This is a genomic window from Ruegeria sp. BA12 (assembly GCF_056539625.1).
This window is the reverse complement of the sequence record NZ_JBQFVF010000001.1, coordinates 506,948-532,597: the sequence shown is the minus strand read 5'-3', so window position 1 is coordinate 532,597 and position 25,650 is coordinate 506,948. Positions and strand designations below refer to the sequence as shown.

Annotated in this window: 27 protein-coding genes; 15 read left to right on the top strand and 12 right to left on the bottom strand. The window is 58.0% G+C overall.

What is annotated here, in order from left to right; translation table 11 throughout:
- Positions 1–42: 42 nt before the first annotated feature.
- Together ACR0B0_RS02695 and ACR0B0_RS02690 are read left to right on the top strand one after the other, a co-directional pair.
- On the top strand, positions 43–702 hold the full coding sequence (locus tag ACR0B0_RS02695; RefSeq protein ID WP_170348310.1) for an FMN-dependent NADH-azoreductase: 660 nt from the start codon (positions 43–45) through the stop codon (positions 700–702).
- 608 nt (positions 703–1,310) lie between these two features.
- A complete protein-coding gene (locus tag ACR0B0_RS02690; RefSeq protein ID WP_226688602.1) occupies positions 1,311–2,045 on the top strand; it encodes an extensin-like domain-containing protein in 735 nt (244 codons plus the stop codon).
- Positions 2,046–2,049: 4 nt separating this feature from the next.
- Here ACR0B0_RS02690 and ACR0B0_RS02685 read toward each other — a convergent pair whose 3' ends face one another.
- A complete protein-coding gene (locus ACR0B0_RS02685; RefSeq protein WP_170348308.1) occupies positions 2,050–2,421 on the bottom strand; it encodes an OB-fold nucleic acid binding domain-containing protein in 372 nt (123 codons plus the stop codon).
- Positions 2,422–2,548: 127 nt separating this feature from the next.
- On the opposite strand from ACR0B0_RS02685, the gene ACR0B0_RS02680 reads away from it, so the two are divergent.
- Together ACR0B0_RS02680 and ACR0B0_RS02675 are read left to right on the top strand one after the other, a co-directional pair.
- The gene (locus tag ACR0B0_RS02680; protein WP_170348307.1) at positions 2,549–2,872 is read left to right on the top strand and encodes a 2Fe-2S iron-sulfur cluster-binding protein; all 324 of its coding nucleotides are present in this window, start codon (positions 2,549–2,551) and stop codon (positions 2,870–2,872) included.
- Positions 2,872–3,660, top strand: coding sequence for an FG-GAP repeat domain-containing protein (locus ACR0B0_RS02675; protein ID WP_480646304.1), 789 nt, complete (start codon positions 2,872–2,874; stop codon positions 3,658–3,660). Before ACR0B0_RS02680 ends, ACR0B0_RS02675 begins: the two co-directional genes overlap by 1 nt.
- Before the next feature lie 92 nt (positions 3,661–3,752).
- Here ACR0B0_RS02675 and purD read toward each other — a convergent pair whose 3' ends face one another.
- Complete coding sequence (gene purD / locus ACR0B0_RS02670) at positions 3,753–5,015, bottom strand: phosphoribosylamine--glycine ligase (RefSeq protein WP_170409356.1); 1,263 nt, start codon at positions 5,013–5,015, stop codon at positions 3,753–3,755.
- A 75-nt stretch (positions 5,016–5,090) separates the two neighbouring features.
- Here purD and xseA point away from each other — a divergent pair, with 75 nt between their 5' ends.
- On the top strand, positions 5,091–6,584 hold the full coding sequence (gene xseA, locus ACR0B0_RS02665) for an exodeoxyribonuclease VII large subunit (protein WP_170348304.1): 1,494 nt from the start codon (positions 5,091–5,093) through the stop codon (positions 6,582–6,584).
- 7 nt (positions 6,585–6,591) lie between these two features.
- Here xseA and ACR0B0_RS02660 read toward each other — a convergent pair whose 3' ends face one another.
- Positions 6,592–6,987 carry a hypothetical protein gene (locus tag ACR0B0_RS02660; RefSeq protein ID WP_480646301.1) on the bottom strand — a complete coding sequence of 132 codons (396 nt, stop codon included), beginning with the start codon at positions 6,985–6,987 and terminating at the stop codon, positions 6,592–6,594.
- A 124-nt stretch (positions 6,988–7,111) separates the two neighbouring features.
- Between ACR0B0_RS02660 and ACR0B0_RS02655 the strand changes: the two genes are divergently transcribed.
- The 5 genes from ACR0B0_RS02655 (at position 7,112) to ACR0B0_RS02635 (ending at position 11,391) form a co-directional block, all read left to right on the top strand.
- Positions 7,112–7,750 (top strand): lysoplasmalogenase, encoded by a 639-nt coding sequence (locus ACR0B0_RS02655; RefSeq protein WP_480646299.1) that lies wholly within the window; start codon positions 7,112–7,114, stop codon positions 7,748–7,750.
- A 58-nt stretch (positions 7,751–7,808) separates the two neighbouring features.
- Positions 7,809–8,972 (top strand): signal recognition particle-docking protein FtsY, encoded by a 1,164-nt coding sequence (gene ftsY / locus ACR0B0_RS02650; RefSeq protein WP_480646297.1) that lies wholly within the window; start codon positions 7,809–7,811, stop codon positions 8,970–8,972.
- 85 nt (positions 8,973–9,057) lie between these two features.
- The gene (locus ACR0B0_RS02645; RefSeq protein ID WP_480646295.1) at positions 9,058–9,960 is read left to right on the top strand and encodes an EamA family transporter; all 903 of its coding nucleotides are present in this window, start codon (positions 9,058–9,060) and stop codon (positions 9,958–9,960) included.
- Between the two features lie 16 nt (positions 9,961–9,976).
- Positions 9,977–10,582: an inner membrane-spanning protein YciB gene (locus ACR0B0_RS02640; RefSeq protein WP_170357834.1), complete on the top strand. Its 606-nt coding sequence runs from the start codon at positions 9,977–9,979 to the stop codon at positions 10,580–10,582.
- A 140-nt stretch (positions 10,583–10,722) separates the two neighbouring features.
- The gene (locus tag ACR0B0_RS02635) at positions 10,723–11,391 is read left to right on the top strand and encodes a Crp/Fnr family transcriptional regulator (protein ID WP_170348298.1); all 669 of its coding nucleotides are present in this window, start codon (positions 10,723–10,725) and stop codon (positions 11,389–11,391) included.
- A gap of 217 nt (positions 11,392–11,608) precedes the next feature.
- On the opposite strand, the gene ACR0B0_RS02630 is transcribed toward ACR0B0_RS02635, so the two are convergent.
- From ACR0B0_RS02630 to rpiA, 6 genes are all read right to left on the bottom strand, one after another.
- Complete coding sequence (locus ACR0B0_RS02630; protein WP_217354016.1) at positions 11,609–13,045, bottom strand: DegQ family serine endoprotease; 1,437 nt, start codon at positions 13,043–13,045, stop codon at positions 11,609–11,611.
- Positions 13,046–13,230: 185 nt separating this feature from the next.
- Complete coding sequence (locus ACR0B0_RS02625) at positions 13,231–13,425, bottom strand: DUF2065 domain-containing protein (protein WP_170348296.1); 195 nt, start codon at positions 13,423–13,425, stop codon at positions 13,231–13,233.
- Entirely contained in the window at positions 13,425–14,303 is an 879-nt protein-coding gene (gene hflC, locus ACR0B0_RS02620) for a protease modulator HflC (RefSeq protein WP_170348295.1), read from the bottom strand. The genes ACR0B0_RS02625 and hflC overlap by 1 nt, the downstream gene beginning before the upstream one ends.
- Positions 14,303–15,445 (bottom strand): FtsH protease activity modulator HflK, encoded by a 1,143-nt coding sequence (hflK, locus tag ACR0B0_RS02615; protein WP_170374761.1) that lies wholly within the window; start codon positions 15,443–15,445, stop codon positions 14,303–14,305. The genes hflC and hflK overlap by 1 nt, the downstream gene beginning before the upstream one ends.
- A gap of 72 nt (positions 15,446–15,517) precedes the next feature.
- Positions 15,518–16,876, bottom strand: a complete 1,359-nt coding sequence (gor, locus tag ACR0B0_RS02610; protein WP_480646292.1) for a glutathione-disulfide reductase — start codon at positions 16,874–16,876, stop codon at positions 15,518–15,520.
- 272 nt (positions 16,877–17,148) lie between these two features.
- Positions 17,149–17,934: a ribose-5-phosphate isomerase RpiA gene (gene rpiA, locus ACR0B0_RS02605; protein WP_480646290.1), complete on the bottom strand. Its 786-nt coding sequence runs from the start codon at positions 17,932–17,934 to the stop codon at positions 17,149–17,151.
- A 167-nt stretch (positions 17,935–18,101) separates the two neighbouring features.
- On the opposite strand from rpiA, the gene ACR0B0_RS02600 reads away from it, so the two are divergent.
- The 4 genes from ACR0B0_RS02600 to ACR0B0_RS02585 are packed head-to-tail and all read left to right on the top strand — an operon-like array spanning position 18,102 to position 21,565.
- Positions 18,102–18,803, top strand: a complete 702-nt coding sequence (locus ACR0B0_RS02600; protein ID WP_170348291.1) for a glutathione S-transferase family protein — start codon at positions 18,102–18,104, stop codon at positions 18,801–18,803.
- A 1-nt stretch (position 18,804) separates the two neighbouring features.
- Positions 18,805–20,178 carry an L-serine ammonia-lyase gene (locus ACR0B0_RS02595; protein ID WP_170348290.1) on the top strand — a complete coding sequence of 458 codons (1,374 nt, stop codon included), beginning with the start codon at positions 18,805–18,807 and terminating at the stop codon, positions 20,176–20,178.
- A gap of 21 nt (positions 20,179–20,199) precedes the next feature.
- Entirely contained in the window at positions 20,200–20,610 is a 411-nt protein-coding gene (locus ACR0B0_RS02590; protein WP_170348289.1) for a GFA family protein, read from the top strand.
- A 40-nt stretch (positions 20,611–20,650) separates the two neighbouring features.
- Positions 20,651–21,565, top strand: coding sequence for a DMT family transporter (locus tag ACR0B0_RS02585; RefSeq protein ID WP_226688608.1), 915 nt, complete (start codon positions 20,651–20,653; stop codon positions 21,563–21,565).
- Here the strand turns inward: ACR0B0_RS02585 and ACR0B0_RS02580 are convergent.
- Entirely contained in the window at positions 21,510–22,217 is a 708-nt protein-coding gene (locus ACR0B0_RS02580) for a thiamine diphosphokinase (RefSeq protein WP_480646288.1), read from the bottom strand. The genes ACR0B0_RS02585 and ACR0B0_RS02580 overlap by 56 nt on opposite strands.
- A gap of 121 nt (positions 22,218–22,338) precedes the next feature.
- Here ACR0B0_RS02580 and ACR0B0_RS02575 point away from each other — a divergent pair, with 121 nt between their 5' ends.
- A complete protein-coding gene (locus ACR0B0_RS02575; protein ID WP_480646286.1) occupies positions 22,339–23,955 on the top strand; it encodes a hypothetical protein in 1,617 nt (538 codons plus the stop codon).
- 78 nt (positions 23,956–24,033) lie between these two features.
- Here ACR0B0_RS02575 and ACR0B0_RS02570 read toward each other — a convergent pair whose 3' ends face one another.
- Together ACR0B0_RS02570 and ACR0B0_RS02565 are read right to left on the bottom strand one after the other, a co-directional pair.
- Positions 24,034–24,276: a DUF2842 domain-containing protein gene (locus ACR0B0_RS02570; protein WP_170357820.1), complete on the bottom strand. Its 243-nt coding sequence runs from the start codon at positions 24,274–24,276 to the stop codon at positions 24,034–24,036.
- Positions 24,276–25,571 carry an adenylosuccinate synthase gene (locus tag ACR0B0_RS02565; RefSeq protein ID WP_170348284.1) on the bottom strand — a complete coding sequence of 432 codons (1,296 nt, stop codon included), beginning with the start codon at positions 25,569–25,571 and terminating at the stop codon, positions 24,276–24,278. The genes ACR0B0_RS02570 and ACR0B0_RS02565 overlap by 1 nt, the downstream gene beginning before the upstream one ends.
- Positions 25,572–25,650: the final 79 nt, after the last annotated feature.

The window sequence follows — 25,650 nt, the reverse complement described above, 5'->3', positions numbered from 1 at the left end:
TTCACCTTTGAATGGTCCATTGCAAACTGACTAGGTGACAAGATGACCACAATCCTGAGAATTGACGCCAGCGTGCGCCACACCGACAACCCTGTTGCGGCCTATAACTCCATTTCCCGCGCTTTGGCGGACAGTTTCGTGGAAGAGTGGAAAACGGTTGATCCCGACGTTGAAATTATTGTGCGTGACGTCGGAATGACCCCGCCAGATTTCATTTCCAACGATTGGATCGCGTCCGTCTTTACAGCAGAAGAGGAACGTACTCCTGAACAGAGCGCTTTGGTCAGTTTGTCTGACACGCTGATTGACGAGCTCGACCGCTCCGACATCCTGCTGATTTCGACGCCCATGTACAACTACGGCATGCCCGCAGCGCTGAAGGCTTGGTTTGATCAGATCATCCGGATCAACAAGACGTTTACGTTTGATTTGGCGCGCGGCGACTTCCCTCTGGAACCGATCATGTCCGGCAAAACCCTGGTGCTGCTGACATCGGCTGGCGAATTCGGCTTTGAGGACGGTGGGATTCGCAATGACTCGGGTCACCTTTCTGCGCATATCAGCACATTGCGCAAGTACCTGGGCGCAGAACGCATGTTCGAAGCTGCGGCCGAGTACCAGGAATTCGCTGATGAGCGTCACAAAGCTTCGGTCGCCTCAGCTCAGGCCCAAGCACGCCACATTGCGCGTGAGCTTGCCTGAACGTTAGCCAGTTTATGGAAAGGAGAACCTGTTGAAATGAACAGGTTCTACATTTCCAACTTGTCACAACTCAAGGTGTGTGAGGCAGGTGGTTGTGTCTTGCGCTTACTTGAGTGGCTCAAGTCGCTAAAGATACGAAACGACAGCGAATGTAGTAGTAAACCTTCATTTCGGATTGGCAGACAGTTTTAACCAATTTCTTGATTCAACATCCCCGCATTCGAACTCTTGGTTCTAAAGGGGACTTTGCTACGCTGCGTTCGAACGGCAGATTTGTCCGCATTGCAGACCTATCCCCCGCCCGCACCATCACATCCAGCTCCGCGAGATATCCTCAACATCTCTGCGTTCAAATTGGGCACCAAATGCGCACAGCATTTCGACATGCGCTGTGGCAACAAGGGAAAGCCAGCACAGAGCAATTTGTTCAAGCGATGAGAAATCCCTGCTATACTCTGGCTTTGAATAGGAAAAGGATTTTCAAAGCCTAGACTGGTCCACGCCTCGACACCTGCTTTGAGGCTGGTCAGGCGACCATCGGTCGGGCCGGAAAATGAACGAGTTGTTTTATGCGAGTTTTAACCCCTCTGTTTATTTTATGCGCAGGAATGGCGAGTGCCGCGCCAGATTGCGAGGAGCCTGCGCAGGCTCAACCGCATGAACTGGTGGCCTATGACCTGTCCGCTGAATTGGACGTCCTGTTGGAGGAAGACGCCGTCGCAGCCCCCGCCAAGCGCGAACTGACTGTATCACCCAGACCGCGACTGCGACCCTGCAAATTCCGTCAGATCGAGGTTGGCCGCGAACGGATGCGCGATCGCGGTGCGGTGTGTGGTGACTGGACCATTCTCGGCGAGAGCCGAAAACCCTTTAGAGGAAAGTACAGGGGATGCGGCATTGCCGATCCCGTGCGTATCCGCGTGGTGTCTGATGTCTTTCTCAGCCAATTGGCGCTGATGGATTGCGAAACCGCCATCACGCTCAAGACTTGGCTGGAGAACACGGCCAAACCGACCTTTGCGGATCAGGGTGGCGGTTTGAAAGGAATTCGTCTGGCCGGCCATTATGCGTGCAAGACACAGAACAATCAGCCGCGCGCGCGAATGTCGGAACACGCCCGCGGTCGCGCGATTGATATCTCATCTTTCGTACTCATGGATGGCACTGTGATCACGGTACGCGACGGGTGGACAGCTGAAGATACAAGCGACGCCATGCGTGAGCTTCATGCAGGTGCTTGCGGTCTGTTCGGCACAGTTCTGGGTCCGGACGCCGACCGCTATCACAAAGGGCATTTCCATTTTGACACAGCGCGCCGCCGCAGCGGATCTGTTTGTCGCTAGAGGCCTAACCCTCCCCCCGTACCAATACATCCAGCATTGATGAGATATCCTCGATCTCTTCCGCGATCACATGGGTCACCGAATGCGCCCGCTGCATCCGGCCCGTGACCCGCAACAGGCGCCCGGAAATCACCGCGCGGCGGAATTGTTCGTAGATTTTCCGCCAGACGACCACGTTCACGATACCGGTCTCATCCTCAAGCGTGACAAAGATCACCCCCTTGGCTGTCCCCGGTCTCTGCCGCAGAATCACCAGCCCGGCGACAGCCACGCGCGCGCCTTCGGGCGGGTCGTCCAGCCGGTTGGCTGGCAAACAGGTCGGCGGGCGCGGCCAGTTCCGGTTTGAAACCGCAGGATGAACAGGGGCAACAAGCATGAGAACAAAAATAGAACAAACTGCAGGAAAGTCCAGACACGGCGTGTTGAGTCGCAAATGGTACTGGAAAGACCTAAACGCCTTCACTAAGGAAGAATTCGAAAACCGAAAAAGGAAGACGCACGCAATGGCAAAGATCACCTATGTCGAGCATGGCGGTACCGAACATACAGTCGAGGTCGCCAACGGGCTGACAGTCATGGAAGGGGCCCGCGACAACAACATCCCCGGCATCGAGGCCGACTGCGGCGGCGCGTGCGCCTGCTCGACCTGCCACGTCTACATCCACCCCGACTGGGTCGAGAAAGTCCCAGGCAAGGATGACATGGAAGAAGACATGCTGGATTTTGCCTATGAGCCCGACCCGACCCGTTCGCGCCTGACCTGCCAGATCAAGGTCACGGATGAGTTGGACGGTCTGGTGGTACAGATGCCCGAAAAGCAGATCTGATGCTTTCCAAAGCGCCGCGTCTGCCCGCCTGTCTGTGGCAACATCGGGCACGCGGCGCGGTGCTGGCGTTGAGTGTGTGGCTGGCGGAGATGGGACCAGCAGCTGCAGACACCATCACAAGCGCCCGCTTCACTGAGCCAACGACGCGCTATGCCCACGGCGTACTGGGCGACGACATCGAATATGGCGCGCTTGAACTCAAAGTTTCGAATACGTCAACTAAAACGCTCTTCATCCAGCCGGTATACAAACGCTCGGTTCTGACCATCAAGTTGCCGCTTGATCGCGTCTTTGAAGACCTCAGTCCCCGTCTAGTCGATATCAATCTAGATGGATCAAACGAAGTGATCGTCGTGGAGTCCAACGTCCATGCCGGTGCACAACTCGCAATCTATGATGCACGCGGAGAAAAGATCGCAGCCACGCCCCACATTGGGACCCGCTTTCGCTGGCTCGCTCCAATTGGCGCTGCAGATCTGGATGGTGACGGGCTAGTCGAGATTGCTTACATCGACCGCCCGCATCTAGCCAAAACCCTGCGCATTTGGCGATTTCAGAACAGCGCACTGACCGAGATCGCAACCCTACCCGGTCTGACCAATCACCAGATTGGAGAGGACTTCATCACCGGTGGCATTCGCAAATGCGAAGGAAACCGTGAAATTATTGTGGTCAACGCTGACTGGAGCAGCATTGTCAGCGTCAACTACGATGATGGCTGGAAAAAACGGGAACTGCTGCCCTTTACCCCATCCGCAATGAAAGGGGCACTGACCTGTCCAAAATAGAACCGACCGCAGCCCGCGCCAGCGGGCTGCCCGGCCCAAGGCCTTTGGCGGTGCATCTTTGATGCAGCGTCAGGACGCGGGAGCGTTTTGGATCAGAGCGCCCGCCAGCCAATGTCGCGGCGGAAAAACCCATCGGGCCAGTCAATCCCGTCGACCGCCGCATAGGCCCGGTCCCGTGCCTCTTGCAATGTGCCTCCACGGGCAGTGACATTCAGTACGCGACCGCCAGAGGCCACGATCTGACCCTCCGAAGCCTTTGTTCCGGCGTGGAACACCATATTCCCGCTATCCTCGGGAAGGCCCTCCAGACCATTGATCACACTGCCCTTTTCGTACGCACCCGGATATCCATTCGCCGCCATCACCACGGTCAGGGCATGATCATCCGCCCAGTTTACCCGCGCCTCGGCCAACCGGCCCTCGGCAGCGGCATGCATCAGATCCATCGCCTGCGCACCGAGGCGCATCATAAGAACCTGACACTCGGGATCACCAAAGCGCACATTGTATTCTACCAACCGAGGCTGACCGTCCTTGATCATCAGACCGGCATAAAGGACGCCCTGAAACGGCATACCACGACGCTTCATTTCGGCCACGGTGGGCTTGATAATCTCTTCCATCGCGCGTTCTTCGATCTCAGCACTCAAAACCGGTGCCGGTGAATAGGCGCCCATACCGCCAGTATTCAGTCCGGTATCACCCTCGCCCACGCGCTTGTGGTCTTGTGCGGTGCCGACGGACAGGATGTTCTCGCCATCGCACAGCACGAACAGTGACGCCTCTTCTCCATCCATGAACTCTTCGATGACAACCTCGGCCCCTGCCCCGCCAAAAGCACCGCCGAACATGTCGTCGATGGCGTCCAGAGCGGTTTGGTCATCCATCGCCACGATCACGCCCTTGCCTGCGGCCAATCCGTCAGCCTTGACGACAATCGGAGCCCCTTGTTCGCGAATATAGGCTTTGGCTGGTTCAGCCTCGGTAAACCGCGCATAGGCTGCGGTCGGTGCGCCCGACGCATCGCAGATTTCCTTGGTAAAACTTTTCGACGCCTCCAACTGGGCTGCCGCCGCAGAAGGCCCAAAAACCAGCACGCCTGCTTCGCGCAGGCGATCCGCCACGCCGGCAGCCAAGGGTGCCTCGGGGCCTACAATCACGAAGTCAATCGCGTTTTCCTCAGCAAAACTAACGACGTCCCCACCGTTCTCAATATCCAGCGCGGCACAATCCGCGATCAGCGCGATCCCGGCATTTCCCGGCGCCACGATCAGACGGTCACATTTAGGGTTCTGCATCACCGCCCAAGCCAGGCTGTGTTCCCGCCCACCACTGCCGAGAATGAGGATATTCATGAATGCACTCCGATCTGCTTGGCCTCGCCTTGCGCGCGTTCTAAGCTGGCCGGGCATTTGACACAAGGCGCTGAAATGTCCGACCTGCTTGACGACCCCATTCCCGGCCAAAACACCCCTGAATACACTGTCTCGGACATCTCGGGCGAGGTGAAACGCACGCTAGAAGGCACGTTCGGTCGAATCCGTGTGCGCGGCGAGGTCGGGCGCGTGTTCAAGGCGCGCTCGGGTCATCTCTATTACGACATCAAGGATGACCGGAATGTGCTGGCCTGCACCACATGGAAAGGCCAGATCTCGGGCTTGTCCGTTGTCCCCGAAGAAGGGTTGGAGGTTGTGGTCACCGGTCGACTGACCGCATTTGGCGCGCAGTCGAAATACAACTTGAACGTCGATGAGGTCGCCGTTGCCGGACAAGGCGCGCTGATGGCGTTGCTGGAGAAACGCAAGAAACAGCTTGAGGCCGAAGGGCTGTTTGCCCCCGAGCGTAAAAAACCGCTGCCCTATCTGCCACAGGTCATCGGTGTTGTGACCTCTCCCTCAGGGGCGGTGATCCGGGACATACTGCACCGCCTGCGGGATCGGTTCCCGCGTAAGGTTCTGATCTGGCCAGTCGCCGTGCAGGGGTCGAACTGTGCCCCCGAAGTTGCAAATGCGATCAACGGGTTCAACAAATTAACACCCGGCGGGGCTCTACCGCGCCCCGACCTGATCATCGTCGCCCGAGGCGGCGGATCGATCGAAGATCTGTGGGGATTTAATGAGGAAATCGTGGCGCGCGCCGCTGCGGGATCAGATATCCCGCTGATCTCGGCCGTGGGGCACGAGACGGACACGACGCTGATTGACTACGTCTCAGACCGTCGCGCGCCCACCCCGACCGCCGCCGCCGAACTGGCCGTACCTGTACGGATAGAGCTGCTGGCCTGGACCGGCGAACAAGGCGCACGTCTGTCGCGTGCCGCAACCGATGCGGTCCAACGTCGGTCGCAGCGCCTGCGCGACCTATCGCGTGCGCTACCGCGACCGGACAGCCTGTTGAATACCCCGCGCCAACGGCTTGATTTGATTGCAGATCGCCTGACCCCGGCGCTTGAGCGCGGTGTGCAGAACCGCCGCCTACAAGTGGTTAAACTTTCCGCCCATTTGCGCCCTTCGACCTTGCGCAATCTTGTTTCAAGCCGACAAGAAGCCGTGCGAAGTCTGTCGTCACGCCTGTCCTTGCGTCCCATTCAGCGTGAAATCGAGATACAGCGCCAGTCCATCACCCGGTTGGCCGAGCGTATGAACGCCGCCCAAACAACGCGCCTGGACCGGATGCGACAAAAGCTGGACGCCACCGACCGCCTACGCGAAACGCTCAGCTACAAGGCAACGTTGCAACGGGGTTATGCCGTGGTCCGCGCCGAGGATCAGGTTGTCACGACAAAAGCTCAGGCTGCAAAGCATGGCTCACTTGAGATAGAGTTCGCCGATGGCGTGCTGACCACCGGTCAAACTGCTGCCCCACGATCAGCTACGAAAAAAACGCCCAAAAAAGACGCGCCAGATCAGGGTTCATTGTTCTGAGCCGATCTCAGACTCCAACATCCGGCCCATAGCAGATCATCTCTTCGTCGACATCCTCGGCCTCATAAAGCTCGGTTTCTTCCGGGTCGCCTTCGAATTGCGCGATCAGACCACCCCCAGATCGGGTGAACACCCAGCATTGTGGGTCCAGACGGTCTTCGTAGATGAAACAGATCTGGGCATCCTTTTCGTACCAGACGCCATGCTTGCAATCGCCATCCAGAAACGACCAGATGACGCGGCGATTGGGCAAGTACCGCTCAACGCCATATACCTGCCCCTGAAAACCGTAGAACAGGGTTTTCCCCCGCGTGTAGTCGTCAAAATCCGCACCCGACAGGGCTGATTGAGCCGTCGCTGAATACGCGGGCAGCAGAAGAAGAATCACAATATATCTGAGCATAGCCACATTGTGTCAGAAGCAATTGTCCGGCGCCAATCACCATTTCCGCAGGATCCCTGCCTCAACGTCACGGTTGAGGTGAATCAACAACCCGTCACAAGCTGCTGAAAACGGAGAGGTATCTATGACAACTGTACTGTTCTGGCTCGCGGCAGCTTGCGCTTTGGCCTACCTAACGCTGTCGCCGCGTCCGGCCAGCACATTGCGATCCGTGTTGAAAACTGCATCCGTCGCACTGCTGGCCGTGACTGCCTTGTTGGGTGCAGGTCCGCTTCTTCTGGTGGTCGCCCTCTTATTGTGCGCCATTGGCGACGCGCTGTTGTCGCGCGAAACTGACAGCACTTTCATGGCCGGGATTGGGGCCTTTGCCGCAGGTCACCTTGCATATATCGCCCTGTTTCTCACTCATCCTTCAAGCAATCTTGCCCTGATTTTCGACCAGCCTGGATATTTCTGGTCCCTTTTCATTCTGGGCATTGTCGCCGCCACCCTGTTGGCCCCACGGGCCGGGGACCTCAAAGGTCCTGTTCTGGGCTATATTCCGATCATTCTGGGGATGGGCGTCGCCGTACTGACACTGCCCGAGACCGACGCCCTGAGATGGGCCTTGCCTGCAGCTCTGGCCTTCATTGCCTCAGATCTTATCTTGGCAACCGAGAAGTTCCTGCTGCCCAAGGGCCACCCCGCCCTGAAGATCACGCCTTATCTGGTCTGGCCACTTTATTGGGGTGCTCAGGCGGGTCTGCTGATTGCGTTCCTCTGACCCTTTGCAACTGCCGCAAATCCGCATTAGGTGAGGGGAACACCTGCGGAGACCAAAAATGGCGTTTTTCTCAAAGCTCAAGGACAAGTTGTTCAAATCCTCGTCCCGCCTCGAACAGGGGCTTGAGGCCATTGTTGAAGATGGGGGCGAGGAAACAATCGCACCCGACCCGATCATCCCGGACCCCGAGCCGCAGCCGGAACCCGTACCGGAAGTTCCCCAACCAGTCCCAGAGGTGCCCGAACCTACGCCAGCGCCGCAACCGGTTGAGGTACCCGAGCCCGCGCCTGTTGATCCGACACCTGCCCCCCCGCCCCCCGAGGCGACACCTTCCAAAGGCGTGTTGGGTCGACTGTTCGGTCGCAGCGAGGCCAAAACCGCCGTGCGCCGTACGCTGGACGACGACATGCTGGAACAGCTCGAAGAGCTGCTGATCGCCTCGGATATGGGCGTAGATACTGCCTTACGTGTCACCGCCAACATGGCCGAAGGGCGCTTTGGCCGCAAACTCTCGACCCAGGAAATCAAACAGCTTTTGGCGCAGGAAGTGGCCCGCGTAATGGAGCCAGTCGCCAAACCCCTGCCTATCTATGCCAAACGTCCGCAAGTGGTGCTAGTCGTCGGCGTGAACGGCTCAGGTAAAACCACAACGATCGGCAAACTGGCCAGCCAGTTCAAAGCTGCCGGCAAAAAGGTCGTGATCGCTGCAGGAGATACCTTCCGCGCTGCCGCTGTCGAACAGCTGCAAGTCTGGGGCGAACGCGCGGGCGTGCCCGTCCTGACCGCCCCTGAAGGGTCCGATCCGGCCAGCCTTGCCTTCGACGCGCTGACCAAGGCGCAAGAGGACGGAGCCGACCTGCTGATGATCGACACCGCCGGTCGGCTGCAAAACCGCGCCGACCTGATGGAAGAACTGGCTAAGATCGTCCGTGTTATCCGCAAGAAAGACGAAACCGCACCGCACAACACATTGCTGGTGCTGGACGCCACCACCGGTCAAAACGCGCTGAGCCAGGTGGAAACTTTCCGCAATCTAGCCGATGTCTCGGGCCTGGTGATGACCAAACTGGACGGCACGGCCAAGGGCGGCGTTCTGGTCGCACTGGCTGACAAGTTCGGCCTGCCCATTCACGCCATCGGCGTCGGAGAGCAGATTGATGACCTCGCTGCTTTCGACCCCGAAGAATTCGCCGCCGCGCTCACTGGTCTGGATCAGTCCTGAACCGCAGCTTTATCTGGCCTCAAATACCCTCCGGGCGACTGGGGATGGAAAATCCCCGCCCCCTCCCAGCGAAATGATCTGACACTTGAGCGACTGGCTGATCTCTCTCGAAGGCACGGAAGCAGGCCATCAACTCGCCCTGGGGCTTGCTTTGATGGCCGCCTTTCTGCACGCAGTGTTCGGCGCCCTGCAAAAAGGCCGCCACGATCCATGGCTATCACGCGGTGCGATCGACGCTAGCTATTGCCTGATGGCCGCCCCGTTCGCTTTTTTTGTAGTACCGTGGCCAGAACCCTACATGTGGCCAATCTTTGCCACCGTCTGGCTGATCCATGTCGCCTACAAAGTTCTGCAGGCGATGGCCTATACCAAGGGCTCTTACACTGTCGTCTATCCGGTTGTCCGCGGCACAGGCCCCCTGTTCACCGTCATCGGTGCCTACCTGCTGTTCGGAGAAACCTTCACCGGTACCCAGTGGTTCGGCGTGGCTGTCCTGCTGGCTGGTATCTTTGGATTGGCCGCCTATAACTTTCGGTTTCTCGAAACCAACCGCGACACGCTGGGCATAGCGCTGGTATTGGCCGTTTCGACCGGTTTGTTCGTGGCGCTTTACACCACCTATGACGCCTATGGCATCCGCGCCACTGCCGATCCGTTCACCTTTCTGGCCTGGTTCTTCATGATCGACGGTGCGACCATGCCGATCTATGCCTTTCTGAGATGGCGCGCGATGATCAATCGGCCTACCATTGGGCCTTTGATGCTGCGCGGCATTGCAGGCGGCATTATCGCCCCAATGTCTTTCGGAGCCATCATGCTGGCCACAAGGCTCGACAAGGTCGGCGAAGCGGCAGTCCTACGTGAAACCTCAACCGTCTTTGCGGCCCTGATCGGATGGCTGGTGTTGAAGGAAACCGTGGGGCCACGGCGGATTGCACTGATGGCATTGATTGCACTCGGCGCCGTAATAGTTGAAATGGGCGGGTAAGCAGCAGGAAACCACTATGTCAGGCAAAAAAGAGATCAACCCGTTTCTGAAACAAGTGCTGGAGCTTGGGCCTCCACTGGCTTTTTTCTTCATCTACCTACGCCTGCGCGACGACAGCTTCCTGATCGGCGGCATCGAGTATTCCGGTTTTATCATTGCCACCATCCTTTTCGTGCCGCTGATGCTGGCCGCGATGGGGGTTCTTTGGTTCCTGACCGGTAAGCTCAGCCGGATACAGATTTTCACCGCATTCATGGTCATCTTCTTTGGCGGCCTGACCGCCTGGTTCAATGACGAGCGGTTTTTCAAAATGAAAACCACGCTGGTCTACGGCTTCTTTTCAATCATGCTTGGCATCGGTCTGCTGCAAGGCAAATCCTACCTCGCCTATGTCCTGGACGAGATGCTGCCGATGCGCCACGAGGGTTGGATGATCCTGACCCGGCGACTCTGCGGTTGTTTCGCGGTTCTGGCGGTGGCCAACGAATTTGTCTGGCGGACGATGTCCACCGACCTTTGGGTCAAGATCGAAACATTCGGCTTTCCCATAGCGCTGATGGTGTTTCTGATGCTGCAATTCAATCTGCTGCAAAGCTATATGGATGACCCCGACCACCAGTAGATGAACCGGTTGGGAAGGCGTTCGCCTCATACGTTTGCGATGGTTTGTCGGCCGATGCCGACAAAAACCTTGGCTTAACGCCGAACCTGTGGAAAGTTGTGTCACCACCAAAACACTCACAGCCGGAGAATCTGGAACTCATGACGGCTTTCCCAGACAGCGGCTTCCTGTCCGAGGCATCCGACGGGTTGAAAGCCATGCTTTCCGCCCAGGCGACTGAAATCGCACTGGAACGTGGTGACGTCCTGTTTGAACAGGGTGACGAGGGTGACGCATTGTACGCCATTCTCGAAGGTACGCTTGAGGTGTCCTTTCTGGCCATGAGCGGCCGCAAGCTGTCGCTGACCCTTATGCGCCCTGGTGAGGTGTTCGGAGAGATTGCACTGTTCGACAGCGGCCCTCGCACAGCCACCATCGCCGCGGCAGAATCCTCGCGCATTCTGCGTGTCCGGCAGGGGGATGTGATGGAGCAAATTCGCCAGCACCCCGATCTGGCGGTTGACTTGATCCGATTGGCCGGTCTGCGCATGCGGTGGATGGGGTCGCAGCTGAATGAGCAGGTGTTCCTGCCGATGCCAATCCGGTTGGCCCGCAAGCTGTTACACCTGTCCGGACTTCAGGATGACCCATCGACCCGGATCACCCTGTCGCAAAGCGAACTTGCCGAATTCGTCGGCGCCACGCGCGAGGCGGTGTCCAAGACGATCTCGACCTGGAAACGCGACAACGTGGTCGAAGCTTCGCGTGGCGGGTTGATGATTCAGGATTTCCAGGCCCTGCGAGAACTGGCAGAATCCGACCTGATCTGACCCCTGTGACCTGCTTCACAGACCTTTTACAACATCAAGACTAATCTCTTAGTTGTTACCGTAGGAGGTCAGAGAATCATCCCCGATATCTGTCCACTGACCTCTCCCTGTATCAGAGCCATGCGCCTCCCCGGCGTGTGGCTCACCTTTTTTCACCCCCCAAAAACGCAAAAAGCCGGAGCGATAACCCCGGCCTTTTGGCTTATTTAGGTGTCAGTTACTCGCCCAGGCTCAGCGCCACAAAGCGCGGTTCACCGCCACGGCGCACCAGCAACAGCAACGACTTGCGGCCGGCCTCACGCGCTTCTTCCATACGGGCTTCGAGATCTTCAATCGAACTGACCTTCTGCTGACCGGCTTCAGTAATCAGATCACCGGCGCGCAGCCCCTTGGAATAAGCTTCTGACGCTTCGTCCACCGCAGTCACAACCAGCCCTTCTGCCTCCGCATCCAAATCAAGATCGGTGCGCAACGTATCCGTCAGGGGTGAAATCGTCAGGCCCAGAATATCGGCGTTTTCCTCAGGCGCGGCATCTGGTGTTTCCTCTTCCTCGCTATCCGCGCGTTCCGCTTCCTCACGTCGGCCCAGCGTGACCAGAACGGTCTGAGTGCCCCCGTCGCGATGCACCACAACACGAACCGACTTGCCAACCGTAGTCTCGCCCACCTGACGCACCAGACCGCGCGTATCTTCGACCTCGACCCCGTCAAAGCTGAGGATAACGTCACCCGCAAGCAGGCCCGCATCTTTGGCCGGACCGTCCGGTACATCGCTGATCAGCGCGCCGCCGGGTTTGTCCAGCCCCATCGCCTCGGCCATGTCCTCGGTCACGTCCTGAATGCGCACGCCCAGCCAGCCACGGCGGGTTTCACCGAATTCGCGCAGTTGGTCGACGACCTTAACGACCACGTTGGACGCCATCGAGAACCCGATCCCGATGGAGCCGCCATTGGGCGACAGGATCGCGGTGTTCACGCCGATCACCTCGCCGTTCATATTAAACAGCGGCCCGCCCGAGTTCCCCCGGTTAATGGCTGCGTCCGTCTGAATATAGTCGTCATAAGAGCCGCTCAGCGCCCGGTTGCGGGCCGACACGATACCAGCCGAAACAGAAAAGCCCTGTCCCAGCGGGTTACCCATGGCAATCACCCAATCCCCCACACGCGCAATGTCGCTGTCACCGAATTGCACATATTGCAGCGGGCCCGAGGCTTCGACCTTGAGCAGCGCGATGTCTGTTTTTTCATCTGTGCCAATCACCTTGGCGGGCAGCTCTTTCTTGGGCTGGCCATCGCCTGGAAAGAATTCCACAAGGATTTCATCAGCTTCCGCAATGACGTGGTTGTTGGTGACGATATAACCGTCCTCGGAAATCACAAATCCCGATCCCAGCGCATTGCTGCGGCGTGGGCGGTCGCCCTCTTCACCATCTCGGTCCTGAAACTCGCGAAAGAAATCCTCGAACGGAGAGCCTTCGGGCACGATCCCTTGCGGGCCAGTTTGCCCTTCGATCAGGGTCGATGTGGTGATGTTCACCACTGCCGGGCTGATCTTTTCGGCCAGCGGCGCCAGGCTTTCGCTCCGCGCCTGCGCGGCGACGGATTGGGCCAGAACAAGCAACATCCCCGCAAAGGCCAACCACATCAGCCGCATGAAACCAACACTGTCGTCCCTTTGGACGGAAATACTGCGCGCTTGTGCCTGCACTTGGGAACTCCTTGTCGAACAACGTCATAAGGGTGCCGCATAGCAACCCCTCTTGGAAACCAATGTAGTCAGTTTACCCAAGCCCGCAACTCGGGATCGCGGGGAATTCACCGGCAATTGAAATCAACGTGTCAAAACCCGAGCTGAAATGCACCCCACAACAACACCAGACCGCTGACAACACATAGCAGACCGGCCAGACGACGGGCTTGTTCAGGCAGTGACCGAAGCGCCTCAAGCATACGTTCAATAAGCGAAGGGGCCAGCGCATAGGCCAGCCCCTCGACAATCAGTACCAGCCCGAAGGCCAGAAGGATCAGGCCCATTACCGACCAGCCTGCCCGGTGGGCGATTTCAGGTAATTGAAGAACTCGGAATCCGGACTCAGAACCATCGAACTGTTGCTGCCGCCCAACGCATTTTCATAGGCTGACAAAGAGCGGTAGAATTCAAAGAACTCAGGGTCCGCGCCGTAAGCTTCGGCAAAGATCGCGTTACGTTCGGCATCTGCTTCACCGCGGATGATCTCGGCCTCACGGCGAGCATCCGACACCAGTTCAACCACAGTACGATCCGCCTGAGCGCGCACTCGCTGGGCCGCCTCGTTACCACGGGCGCGTTCATCGGTCGCCTCGCGTTCACGCTCGGCCTTCATCCGGTCAAAGGTGGCCTCAAGGTTGGCTTGCGGCAGGTCAGTTGCTTTCAAGCGCACGTCGATGACGTTAACGCCCAGCGCTTGCGCTTCGGCAATCGCGCTGTTGCGGATGCGCAGCATCAAGGCGGCACGGTCGGAACTCAGGATATCGCGGGACGAAACCGAACCCAGCACTTCGCGGGTTTCGGCGCGCAAGATGCGATCCAGACGATCTTCTGCGACCGGAATACCGCCAACACCGACGGCCTGACGGAAGCGGTTCAGATCGGAAATCCGGTAACGTGCAAACGCATCAACAACCAAACGACGGTCATCCAGTGGCGTTACTTCAAGCGGCTGCACGTCGATCGACAGGATACGGTCGTCATAGCGCACAACTTCCTGAATCAACGGAATCTTGAACGCCAAACCGGGTTCTTCCTTAACGGCAACGACGCGGCCAAATTGCAGAACCAGCGCACGTTCACGCTCGTCCACGATGAAAATCGAGGACAGGCCGATAACGCCAAGGATCACGACCAGAATGAGGATAATAGGTGACTTACGCATCAGTTGCTCTCCTCAGTCTGATTGCGGCGCAGCTCATTGAGCGGAAGATAAGGCACCACGCCCTGCCCCGACCCTGTCGAGTTCTCGTCGAGGATGATTTTATCCACGTCGCCCAGAACCTGCTCCATGCGCTCCAGATACAGACGCTTGCGCGTCACGTCGGGAGCCTTGGAGTACTCTTCCAGAACCGCGCTAAAGCGGCTGGCCTCACCCTGCGCGCCATTGATCTGCTGGGCGCGATAGGCTTCGGCCTCTTCGAGAACCTGTGCGGCTTCACCACGCGCCTCGGCCAAAACGCGGTTGGCATAGGCATCCGCAACGTTCTGCAGGCGGTCACGTTCTTGCGCCGCAGCCTGAACATCACGGAACGCTGCGATCACGTCTTGCGGTGGGTCCGCTTTGTCAAAGTTCACGCGGACGATGTTCACACCAGAATCGTAGCTGTCCATTGTCAACTGAATCAATTCCTGCAACCGGTCCGCGATAATGCCCCGGTCCCTGTTCAGAATCGGCGCCAACTCGCTCTGTGCGATGATCTCGCGCATCGCCGATTCAGAAACGGCCCGAATCGTTTGACGCGGATCGCGCAGGTTAAACAGATATTTAGCCGGATCGTTGATGTTCCAGACAACCTGATAGTCGATGTCGACCACATTTTCGTCGCCGGTCAGCATCAGACCATCGTCACTGCCGCGCGCACCGCCCATGTCTTCATTCTGTTCACGGGTTACCGGGATCACCTCGGCGGTCACAAACGGCCAAGGCGCAAAGTTCAGACCCGGATTCCCAACAGCCGAAAATTCACCCAAGAACAACTCAACCGACTGTTCTTCCGGTTTGACCGTGTAGAAGCTTGCAGCTCCCCACAGACCCGCGGCAACCAGCAAACCAATTACTACCGTGCCTTTGGTGAAAACCGGACCACCGCCGCCCGTTCCCTGACCGCCGCCGCGGCCACCGCCGCCGCGACCGCCCATCAGAACGCGCAGCTGCTCTTGGCCTTTTTTCATCAGCTCATCGATCTCGGGGATCTGCGGGCCGTCGCCTTCGGGAGGCTTGCGTCCGTCCCCATTATTACCCCGATTTCCTCCGCCTCCAGAAGAGCCTCCGCCCCCCCAGGGGCCACCGCTGTTGCCCGCCATATGTATCTGTTCCTTCGTGTTGGACCGTGTGATCACGGTGTCCCTTGTAACTTGTGTGCGCGCGCTTGCAAATCAAGCAGTGCGAACAGGTTGCCGCATTGTCACCAGTTCTTCGGCCATAACCGGGTGAACGGCAACCGTGCGGTCGAAATCTTCCTTGGTTGCACCCATTTTAACGGCGATTCCTGCCAGCTGGATCATCTCGCCCGCGCCCGGTGCCACGATATGGCAACCCAACACTTTGCGGGTCGCCTGACTGACGATCAGCTTCATCAGCACCCGCTGCGTTCCACCCGCAAACGCCTTTTGCATCGGCTTGAACGAGGTTGCATATACCTCGACCGGTTCTTGCGCGGCAGCGTCTTCCTCGCTCAATCCCACGGTACCGAACTCCGGTTGGGTGAAGATCGCGGTCGGGATCAGCTCGTGATCGACCGGCGTCGGGTTGCCTTTGAACACTGTTTCGACAAAAGCCATGCCCTCGCGGATCGCAACCGGTGTCAAATTCACCCGATCTGTCACATCCCCAATTGCAAAAATCGAAGGCACGCCCGTCTGGCTGTATTCGTCCACAACGATCTCGCCCTTACGACCCCGTTCAACGCCCACTGCCTCAAGCCCTAGGTTGTCGGCATTGGGCGCACGACCAGTGGCGTACATGACAACATCAAATTGATCCTCGGTGCCGTCGGTGGCTTTGACGCGAATTTTGTCACCTTCCTTGGTCATCTCCAACACATTGGTGCCCAGACGTACATCAATACCGTTCTGGCGCATTTCCTCGCAGATCAGGCCGCGTGCTTCCTCATCAAAGCCGCGCAGAATTTGCGCGCCGCGGTAGAACTGAGTGGTCTTCACACCCATCCCGTTCATGATCCCTGCGAACTCGCTGGCGATGTAGCCGCCACCTACGATCAAGATGGATTGAGGTAATTTCTCAAGATGGAAGATTTCGTTTGAGGTGATGGCTAGATCCGAGCCCGGAAACTCGGGCACGACCGGACGACCGCCGGTGGCGATCAGGATGTGCTTGGCCGTCTTACGCGTGCCATCGGCCAGCTCAACCGTATGCGCATCAACCACATGGGCACGCTGATCAAAGCTTTCGACACCGTTGTTTTTCAGGATATTGCGATAAACACCTTCAAGCCGATCCAGTTCCGCGACCAGCTTGTCGTGGAACGTGTTCCAATCAAGCCCGCCGGGTTTAACATCCCAACCATAGGCTTGCGCGTCCTGCATTGTCCCTGAGAACTCACTGGCAAAGACCATCAGCTTTTTCGGAACACAGCCTCGGATGACACAGGTCCCGCCATAACGATCCTCTTCGGCCAGCGCCACCTTGGCACCATTCTCACCAGCAGCCACACGCGCTGCGCGAACCCCGCCCGAGCCGCCTCCGATGACGAACAGATCATAATCAAAGCTCATTTACCGTGCCTCTTTCAGTTTTCAGCAAGCGCCATCAAAGCGACGCCACGGGTGTATCTTATTGCTCACCACAGTCCAGACCGTTCTGGTGAGACAGTTGATCTTGCCAGGACGCAAAAAAAAATCGGCCAGTAATGCTCAACCGTCCTTACGAACCGCTCAGATATGGGTTTCGCCATAGATTGCAACTGGAGGGGCAGGCTCTCGAATGTGCCGTCCGGTTTTTGGAAACTGACTTCGCCGAATTGTAATGCCGAAAGCTCTGACATTCGTCAGTCAGCCAGATCCGAGAACAGGTTCTCACCACTGTCCACCAATTCGTCCAGCTCGGTGGTACCCGCGTTGATGTCGCGCAGTTCGACCCGGCCGTCCCCGTGGCCAATCACGACCTTGTCACAGATGTCGATGAACAACCCGTTCTCGACCACACCTGGCACCTGATTAAGCACCAGCGCCAACTGGCGCGCGTTGCCGATGCGCTGCAGGTGCAAATCCAAAACGTGGTTGCCTTCATCTGTCACAAAAGGGGCTTCACCATCCATCCGAAGCATGGCCGAAGTGCCCAGAACATCCATCGTGTCCAGCACCTCTTGGATCAAAGTGCGGGTGGTTTGCCAACCAAAGGGGATCACCTCGACCGGCAAAGGGAAGGCGCCCAGGGTTTCGACCTCTTTGCCGGCATCGGCGATGACGACCATCTGGTCGCTGGCCGTGGCGACGATCTTCTCCTGCAGATGCGCGCCACCGCCACCTTTGATCAGGTTCAGTTCGCCATCGAATTCATCCGCGCCATCAATGGTCAGATCCAGCCACCCCGCCTGATCCAACGAGACCACTTCGATCCCGACTTCGCAGGCCAGTTGCGCGGTGCGGATCGACGTCGGAACACCCTTGATCCGCAGCCCTTCTTTATTGACCCGCTCACCGATGCGACGCACCATCCAAGCGGCTGTTGACCCTGTCCCCAGACCAACACGCATTCCGTCTTGCACCATGTCAGCAGCGCGACGAGCGGCGACATATTTGGCGTTATCGATGGGTGACAGATCACGGGTCATGGCAGCGTTTCCCTTTATTACTGCCAGACTTATACGAAATGCGGCAACCAACCGCGAGTGCCAAATCGCCGCCATCACGCGTAAACATGCGTGGAAAATACGCGTTTCCGAAGGGAAACGTCGCAATCGAGGCTTCCGGCATTCGCCCCGCAAGTTACATAGGGGCCATGACCGCGCCCTATCGCCTTCATTATGCCCCCGACAACGCCTCGCTGGTGATCAGACTGGTGTTGGAAGAGATGGGCCTTCCTTTTGAGACCGTATTGGTGGACCGCCGCCGGAACGAACAGGACAGCGCGGCCTATCGGGCCTTGAACCCGAATGGATTGATCCCGGTGCTGGACACCCCGCAAGGACCGATCTTTGAAACGGCAGCCATTTTGTTGTGGCTGGCGGATACGCACAAGCAACTGGCCCCTGCCCCCAACAGCCCGGATCGGGTGGCGTTTCTGAAATGGTTGTTTTTTGCGTCCAACACGCTGCACGCCGATCTGCGCATTCTTTTCTATGCTGAAAAGTACATCGACCCCGCGCAGGCCGAGACCCTGCGTGAAGGCATCCGCCCGCGCCTGCGCCAACATTTGCGTGTACTGGATGCCGAAGCCCAGAAAGCGCCGGATTGGCTGCAGGCCGACACCCCATCGGTTTTAAGCTTTTATCTGGCGTGCCAAATGCGTTGGATGGCGCTGTACCCCGCCAGCGCGGATCGCAGCTGGTTTCAGCTTAGGGACACGCCCCATCTGCAGGACATCCTGACGCGGCTCGAATCCCGCCCTGCGACCCAGGCCGCCATCGCGGCCGAAGGGTTGGGGGTTACGCCGTTCACCTCACCACGTTACGCTACACCTGAAGAAGGCTCAGCTACCTGATATGTTTCTATCTGTCTTCGATATGTTCAAAGTGGGCATCGGCCCGTCTTCGTCTCATACCATGGGGCCGATGGTGGCCGCCGCGCGTTTTCTGGACATGATGCGCGCGTCCCCGTTCGAATTTGCGGGGCTGCGCGGATCGCTGCACGGCTCGCTGGCTTTTACTGGGGTCGGTCACGCCACCGACCGTGCCACCATTCTGGGACTGGCCGGGTTTGTGCCCGACACCTACGACAACGATAAGGCTGAGGCCGCGCTGGCCGAAATTTCCCAGACGAACTCGGTGACGCCCGAAGGGTTGCCGACGCTTCAGTTCAACCCAAAGACCGACCTGATCTTTGACTATGACAACAACCTGCCCGGCCACGCCAATGGCATGATCCTGATGGCCACCGACGCACAAGGCGATGTGATCCTGCGGCAGGTTTACTACTCGGTCGGCGGTGGCTTTGTCCTGACCGAAGAGGAACTGGCCGAAGGCAAGGCAACCGACGAGGGCGACCCAGTCCCGTTCCCGTTCAAATCCGCCGCCGAAATGCTTGAGATGGCAAAGACCAGCGGCAAAAGCATCGCTCAGATGAAGCGCGATAATGAAATCGCGCGCGGCTGTGCCGACAGCTTCGCCAAGGGCACTGCGCGTCTGTGGGAAGTTATGAACAATTGCATCGAGCGCGGCCTGAATACTGACGGCATTTTGCCCGGTGGCCTGAACGTGCGACGCCGCGCCAAGGGCATTCACGATGCCCTTCTGGCCGAACGAGGCATGAACCTGAATGCGCCGCACACCATCAATGACTGGATGAGCGTCTATGCGATGGCGGTGAACGAGGAAAACGCCGCCGGTGGGCAGGTCGTGACCGCCCCGACCAATGGCGCGGCAGGTACGATGCCTTCGGTCCTGCGCTATTACCTTGATCACGTGCCCGGCGCGTCGGAAAGCCATATCGAAGATTTCCTTCTGACCGCTGCCGCCATTGGCGGGCTGGTGAAATATAACGCCTCGATCTCTGGCGCCGAAGCAGGTTGTCAGGCCGAGGTTGGAAGTGCGTCAGCCATGGCTGCCGCAGGCCTGTGCGCCGTCATGGGCGGCACACCGGAGCAGGTTGAAAACGCAGCTGAAATCGCGCTGGAGCATCATCTGGGCATGACCTGTGACCCGGTTGCCGGGTTGGTGCAAGTTCCATGCATCGAACGCAATGGGCTGGCTGCAATCAAAGCCGTTTCAGCGGCCTCTCTGGCATTGCGCGGTGATGGAAAACACTTTGTTCCGCTCGATTCCGTGATCGAGACCATGCGCCAAACCGGCCATGATATGCACGAAAAATACAAGGAAACGTCACTGGGCGGCCTGGCGGTGAACGTACCCAACTGCTGATGCCGCAATAAGGGGGATATCATGCGGGGACATTGTCTGTGCGGCACCATCCGGTACGAGGTTACGCCTCCGGTCCTGTCCTGCGTTACCTGCCATTGCGACAGTTGCAGACGGCAATGCGCCGCGCCGATGACCACCTATTTCGGCGTGCGCGACGGCCAGTGGCGCTGGACCGGGGACGAGCCGAAAACCTTTGCCTCGTCGCCCGGTGTCACCCGCAGTTTCTGCCCCAATTGCGGCACTCCGATATCATTCCGATCACAAGCCATGTCGGACGTGCTGCATCTGTACGTGGCAACACTGGAAGACCCGAACCAGTTGGAGCCAACGTTGCACGTGGCGCATGAGGAAAAGCTGAACTGGCTGAAACTGGGTGACGGCCTGCCCACTTGCATCGGTCCAGATTATACCAAGGTTCAACCCCTGCCCTAGACGCTTCCCACCGGACCCCAAACCCCGTAGCGTCGCCCTTATGACACAGGATCGTCCGGTCTTTGGCATCATCCTGATGCTTGGCTTTTGCATCATCGCGCCGATGGGCGACGCGATGGCAAAGCTGTTGGCCGAAACCACACCTGTCGGCATGCTTGTCTTTGTCCGCTTTGCCGTTCAGGCGCTGGTGCTGGTCCCACTGGCCGTATTGACCGGGCGATCCCTGCGCATGCGTGGCCGTATCCTGTGGCTGACATTTATTCGCACGGTTCTGCATATCCTCGCCCTTTCAGCCATGTTCAGCTCATTGCTTTTCCTGCCGCTGGCCGACGCGATCGCCATCGTCTTTGTCATGCCGTTCATAATGTTGATCCTGGGCAAATACATACTGAAGGAAACCGTTGGCCCACGCCGCCTGATAGCCTGCGCCGTTGGCTTTGTTGGGACCTTGCTGGTCATTCAGCCCAGCTTTGTACAAGTGGGGGCCGCAGCCCTGCTACCGCTTGTGGTAGCTTTGCTCTTTTCCCTGTTCATGCTGGTGACGCGCCAAATCGCCAAAGAAACAGACCCAATCACCCTACAAGCGGCATCGGGCATGATGGCTATAATCCTAATGCTGCCAGTTCTGTTGGCCGGAACAATCGGCGGCAGTTGGGCCGTATCGCTGATCTTACCTCCCCCGGACATTCACCTTTTGCTGATCGCAATCGGGCTGCTGGGAACCGTCGCGCATCTGTTGATGACATGGTCGCTGCGCTTTGCGCCGTCGGCAACGCTGGCCCCGATGCAATATCTGGAAATTCCAATGGCCACCCTATTCGGCTGGCTAATCTTTCATGACCTGCCCAACGGGATCGCGGCCATCGGCATAGCCATCACCATTGCCGCGGGCCTTTACGTCATTCTGCACGAGCGGGCCAACGCCCGGTCAGCTCCGACAGAAACGCCTGCATGATCTGATCCAAGGCGTTGCGCGGAACCATGACCAAAAGGCCGGGCCTGTCCACCTCCAGTTCTACATCAGCCAACGCGCGATTGGAGGTCCCGACGCGACCGCTCGGCTCTAACACCAGATCATCAATCGGCCATTCCAATCCACGGCTGCGCCCCGTTACCCTCTGAAACGGAAACAGCGAAACCACATCGCCGGGTGAAAGGTCAAAAGCGATCCGCGGTGGGGCGTGGAACACGACTTCATGCTCCCCTAGCAAAATGCACGGACGATCCTGAAGTCGGATCAAAGCGCTCAGCACCGCCAATTGGTGATCCAGCCGCCCGCCCAGAAACCCAACCCCTAGCACTAGCGGCGCCTCGACACTGCGCAGGGTCTTGTCGAAATCCGTGCTGTTCTGCTCGCGGATCGGAAACAATCGCTCTGCCGGAATCCGGTCGCGATAGGCGCTGCTGAGCGAATCAAAATCACCAATAACCGCATCCGGCATCCGCCCCGAATCCATCAGCGGGATCGCTCCGCCATCTGCGGCAACGACGGTATTGACGCGAATCAGCACCAAATTTAGGTCTTCGGGACCGATTTCTCCGCCTCCGACCACTGCGATTGGCTCCTCAGACCGTACAATCGACTGATTTTTTTTAAGATTGATCATTTTTCCCGGATTTGGACACATTGAGACCACAAAATGGTAGGTTCATGCAGAGAGTTTCGAGCCATAGGTGTGCCCTCTATTGGGTGGGTGGCTCTTGTAGTTTGTAGAGGACGTGCGTCTGATGGTACAGAATAACAAGGTTTTGACCGTTTCTTATGGAACCTTCTCGTGCACTTTGGAAGGCTTTGATGATTCCTTTGAAACGATGAAAGCGATTGCCGAATACTTCCGCGATCTCGCGGCTGATGATCGCTACTTTGGTTCTGAACCCCCACAGCCTGACACCGAAATGCTGACACGGATCGCGCAGCGTGACGCATCCCGCAGGGTCGAAGCCAGTCAGAACGACTCTGGCCTGCTGATCCGCGCAACCGAAGAAAACGCTCCATCCCCCCAACCGGTCGCCAGCGCTCAGGGTTTGAATGTTATCGACACGCCGCCCTCTTCTCAGCCCGTTTTTTCTGACGCGGAAACCGTAGAAGATGCCCCTGCACCTGCCGCTGACAGCATTGCCGCCAAGTTGCAGCGCATCCGAGCCGTTGTCTCTCACTCCGAAGAAAACTCGGTCATCTACACGGAAGACGAAGACACGACCTTGATGAAAAGCGCCGCTCCGTCTGATGCAGTGGCTGCGGCCTTCGCAGCTGGTTCGCTTGACCCCGTTGATCTGGACGACACTGAAGAGGCCAGCGCGCACGTCGAAACGCAAGACGAAGCACCGGAAACAGAAGTAGCCGAGGCTGAGATGCCTCAGATCGAAGAATCCGAAGCCCCTGCAATGGAAGTCGAAGCCGGGGATCTGGATTCAGAGGTGTTGGACGCGACATCGGAAGACCAGACCGAAGCAGAAGAGGAAGACACATCCGACGTGCTGTTCTCGGACCTTGAAGACATTACGAAAAGCGATTCTGAAGAGGAAGCCAACATTCTCGACGACGCCGGTGCAGATGAAGACGTCGTCGAAGCCACCGACGAAGGTGTGTTGACGGAAGAGGATGAAGTCGACCTGCTGGAAGAGATTTCAAGCGTGGAAGCTGTACTGGCAAAACGCTCGGCCAATACAGACGCTGGAACGTCAGATCTGGATCGGGACGTATCGCGCCTGATGGATAAGGCCGGCGAACAGTTGAACGACCCGGACACCAGCGATCAGCGCGAGGCCTACACGCATCTGCGGGCGGCCGTCGCCGCAACCGAAGCTGAACGTGGCGACGGTAAGGCCACAGCACAGGACAGTGAGGAACAGGGCTATCGTGGAGATCTTTCCTCGGTTGTCAGCCCGCGCCGCCCGGAAATTCAGGTCACCAGCATGCGCCCCATCAGTGACGATGCAGCCCCTCTTAAGCTGGTCGCTGAACAACGCATCGACAATCAAACCGTAGACGCCGGACCAGTTACCCCTCGCCGCGTCAAATCCGAAACTGAAGCCGAAGACGAAACACCCGAGGAAGGTGGCTTTGCTTTGTTCGCGCAGGAACAGGGCGCGCAGTCCCTCCCCGACTTGCTTGAGGCTGCCGCCGCGTACCTGTCCTTCATCGAAGGTCAGGAACAGTTTTCGCGCCCGCAGTTGATGAACAAAATCCGCTCGCTCAAGCAAAATGACTTTAACCGCGAAGAAAGTCTGCGGTCCTTCGGTCAGTTGCTGCGCGATGGCAAGATTGAAAAAGCGGGCGGCGGGCGTTTCGCGGCCTCGACCCAGATCGGGTTCCGCCCGGATGACGAGCGCGCCGCGGGATAATCCCCCCAACTGGTACAATAGAAAAAGGGCCAGAGGTTACTCTGGCCCTTTTCTCTTCATCACCTGAATTGCCGGTGATCAATCCGAGTTTTGCTCTGGGTCTTCTTTGCCAACACCTTTGAAAACAAATTTGAACGGCAGCGCCCACACGATGCCTAAACCAACATAGACCAGCAGTTCCAACCAAATGGGCGGACGGTCGAGCCAACTCACCACCGTTACAACCGCCACAATATAGATGGGAAGCCCAATCAACAGCAGCACCAGCGACCAACGCCGCCGGGCCTTGTAGCTCAGACCGGATTTGCCGTGATCGCTCATCAGTCGGCAAACGGGTCAGTCACCAGAATGGTGTCGTCCCGCTCCGGACTGGTAGACAGAAGGGCCACGGGACACTCGATCAACTCTTCAACGCGACGTACGTATTTGATCGCGTTGGCAGGCAGATCGGCCCAGCTGCGTGCGCCTTCGGTGGATTCACTCCACCCCGGCATTTCTTCGTAGATGGGTTTGCAGCGCGCTTGTTGATCAGCTGCGGTAGGCAGATAGTCCAGACGCTCGCCATCCAGCTCATACCCCACGCAGATTTTCAGTGTCTCAAACCCGTCCAGCACGTCCAGCTTGGTCAGCGAGATGCCGTTTACACCACTTGTCGCGCAGGTTTGCCGCACCAAGCAGGCATCGAACCAGCCACAGCGACGTTTGCGGCCTGTGGTTGTGCCGAATTCGTGTCCACGTTCACCAAGGCGTTGACCGTCCGCGTCATCCAATTCGGTCGGGAACGGTCCTTCACCCACGCGGGTCGTATAGGCTTTGACGATACCGAGAACGAAATCAATCGACCCTGGACCGATACCCACACCAGTCGCCGCCTGCCCCGCGATCACATTGGACGAGGTCACAAACGGATAGGTGCCGAAATCAATATCCAGCAGCGCGCCTTGCGCCCCTTCAAAAAGGATACGCTTACCAGCCTTGCGCTTTTCGTTCAGCACCTTCCAGACCGGAGCGGCAAACGGAAGAATTTGCGGCGCGATCTCTTTCAATTGGGCGATCAGCGCGTCCCGGTCAACGGGCTCGATCCCAAGCCCCTTGCGCAGCGGGTCGTGGTGTTGCAGTGCACGATCCACGCGCGCCTCAAGCGTGGCTTCATCAGCAAGATCGGCAACACGAACAGAGCGACGGCCCACTTTGTCCTCATACGCCGGACCAATTCCGCGACCGGTCGTCCCGATCTTGGTGCCCTTGCTGGCAGCTTCTTCGCGCGCACGGTCCAGCTCGCCATGGATAGGCAGGATCAGCGGCGTATTCTCGGCAATCATCAGAGTCTCGGGCGAGATATCGACACCTTGCGCCCGAATGGTTCCGATTTCCTTGATCAGGTGCCACGGGTCCAACACAACACCATTGCCAATGACACTCAGCTTGCCGCCCCGCACGACGCCTGAAGGCAACGCATGCAGCTTGTAAACTTCACCATCAATGACCAGCGTATGACCGGCATTATGCCCGCCTTGAAAACGCGCGATCACGTCTGCCCGTTCGCTGAGCCAGTCGACGATCTTGCCTTTTCCTTCGTCGCCCCACTGGGCGCCGACAACAACCACATTGGCCATATCCGGTCCTTTTGCGCTGAATTATCAAACTCGGCTCATATAGCGGGGTCAAAGCGGCAGGGAAACCGGTAATTCGCCG

Coding starts and splice junctions, on each gene's coding strand:
- ACR0B0_RS02695 (WP_170348310.1), top strand. CDS start 43: ATGACCACAATCCTGAGAATTGACGCCAGCGTGCGCCACACCGACAAC.
- ACR0B0_RS02690 (WP_226688602.1), top strand. CDS start 1,311: ATGGCGAGTGCCGCGCCAGATTGCGAGGAGCCTGCGCAGGCTCAACCG.
- ACR0B0_RS02685 (WP_170348308.1), bottom strand. CDS start 2,421: ATGCTTGTTGCCCCTGTTCATCCTGCGGTTTCAAACCGGAACTGGCCG.
- ACR0B0_RS02680 (WP_170348307.1), top strand. CDS start 2,549: ATGGCAAAGATCACCTATGTCGAGCATGGCGGTACCGAACATACAGTC.
- ACR0B0_RS02675 (WP_480646304.1), top strand. CDS start 2,872: ATGCTTTCCAAAGCGCCGCGTCTGCCCGCCTGTCTGTGGCAACATCGG.
- purD (WP_170409356.1), bottom strand. CDS start 5,015: ATGAATATCCTCATTCTCGGCAGTGGTGGGCGGGAACACAGCCTGGCT.
- xseA (WP_170348304.1), top strand. CDS start 5,091: ATGTCCGACCTGCTTGACGACCCCATTCCCGGCCAAAACACCCCTGAA.
- ACR0B0_RS02660 (WP_480646301.1), bottom strand. CDS start 6,987: ATGCTCAGATATATTGTGATTCTTCTTCTGCTGCCCGCGTATTCAGCG.
- ACR0B0_RS02655 (WP_480646299.1), top strand. CDS start 7,112: ATGACAACTGTACTGTTCTGGCTCGCGGCAGCTTGCGCTTTGGCCTAC.
- ftsY (WP_480646297.1), top strand. CDS start 7,809: ATGGCGTTTTTCTCAAAGCTCAAGGACAAGTTGTTCAAATCCTCGTCC.
- ACR0B0_RS02640 (WP_170357834.1), top strand. CDS start 9,977: ATGTCAGGCAAAAAAGAGATCAACCCGTTTCTGAAACAAGTGCTGGAG.
- ACR0B0_RS02635 (WP_170348298.1), top strand. CDS start 10,723: ATGACGGCTTTCCCAGACAGCGGCTTCCTGTCCGAGGCATCCGACGGG.
- ACR0B0_RS02630 (WP_217354016.1), bottom strand. CDS start 13,045: ATGCGGCTGATGTGGTTGGCCTTTGCGGGGATGTTGCTTGTTCTGGCC.
- ACR0B0_RS02625 (WP_170348296.1), bottom strand. CDS start 13,425: ATGGGCCTGATCCTTCTGGCCTTCGGGCTGGTACTGATTGTCGAGGGG.
- hflC (WP_170348295.1), bottom strand. CDS start 14,303: ATGCGTAAGTCACCTATTATCCTCATTCTGGTCGTGATCCTTGGCGTT.
- hflK (WP_170374761.1), bottom strand. CDS start 15,445: ATGGCGGGCAACAGCGGTGGCCCCTGGGGGGGCGGAGGCTCTTCTGGA.
- gor (WP_480646292.1), bottom strand. CDS start 16,876: ATGAGCTTTGATTATGATCTGTTCGTCATCGGAGGCGGCTCGGGCGGG.
- rpiA (WP_480646290.1), bottom strand. CDS start 17,934: ATGACCCGTGATCTGTCACCCATCGATAACGCCAAATATGTCGCCGCT.
- ACR0B0_RS02600 (WP_170348291.1), top strand. CDS start 18,102: ATGACCGCGCCCTATCGCCTTCATTATGCCCCCGACAACGCCTCGCTG.
- ACR0B0_RS02595 (WP_170348290.1), top strand. CDS start 18,805: ATGTTTCTATCTGTCTTCGATATGTTCAAAGTGGGCATCGGCCCGTCT.
- ACR0B0_RS02590 (WP_170348289.1), top strand. CDS start 20,200: ATGCGGGGACATTGTCTGTGCGGCACCATCCGGTACGAGGTTACGCCT.
- ACR0B0_RS02585 (WP_226688608.1), top strand. CDS start 20,651: ATGACACAGGATCGTCCGGTCTTTGGCATCATCCTGATGCTTGGCTTT.
- ACR0B0_RS02580 (WP_480646288.1), bottom strand. CDS start 22,217: ATGATCAATCTTAAAAAAAATCAGTCGATTGTACGGTCTGAGGAGCCA.
- ACR0B0_RS02575 (WP_480646286.1), top strand. CDS start 22,339: ATGGTACAGAATAACAAGGTTTTGACCGTTTCTTATGGAACCTTCTCG.
- ACR0B0_RS02570 (WP_170357820.1), bottom strand. CDS start 24,276: ATGAGCGATCACGGCAAATCCGGTCTGAGCTACAAGGCCCGGCGGCGT.
- ACR0B0_RS02565 (WP_170348284.1), bottom strand. CDS start 25,571: ATGGCCAATGTGGTTGTTGTCGGCGCCCAGTGGGGCGACGAAGGAAAA.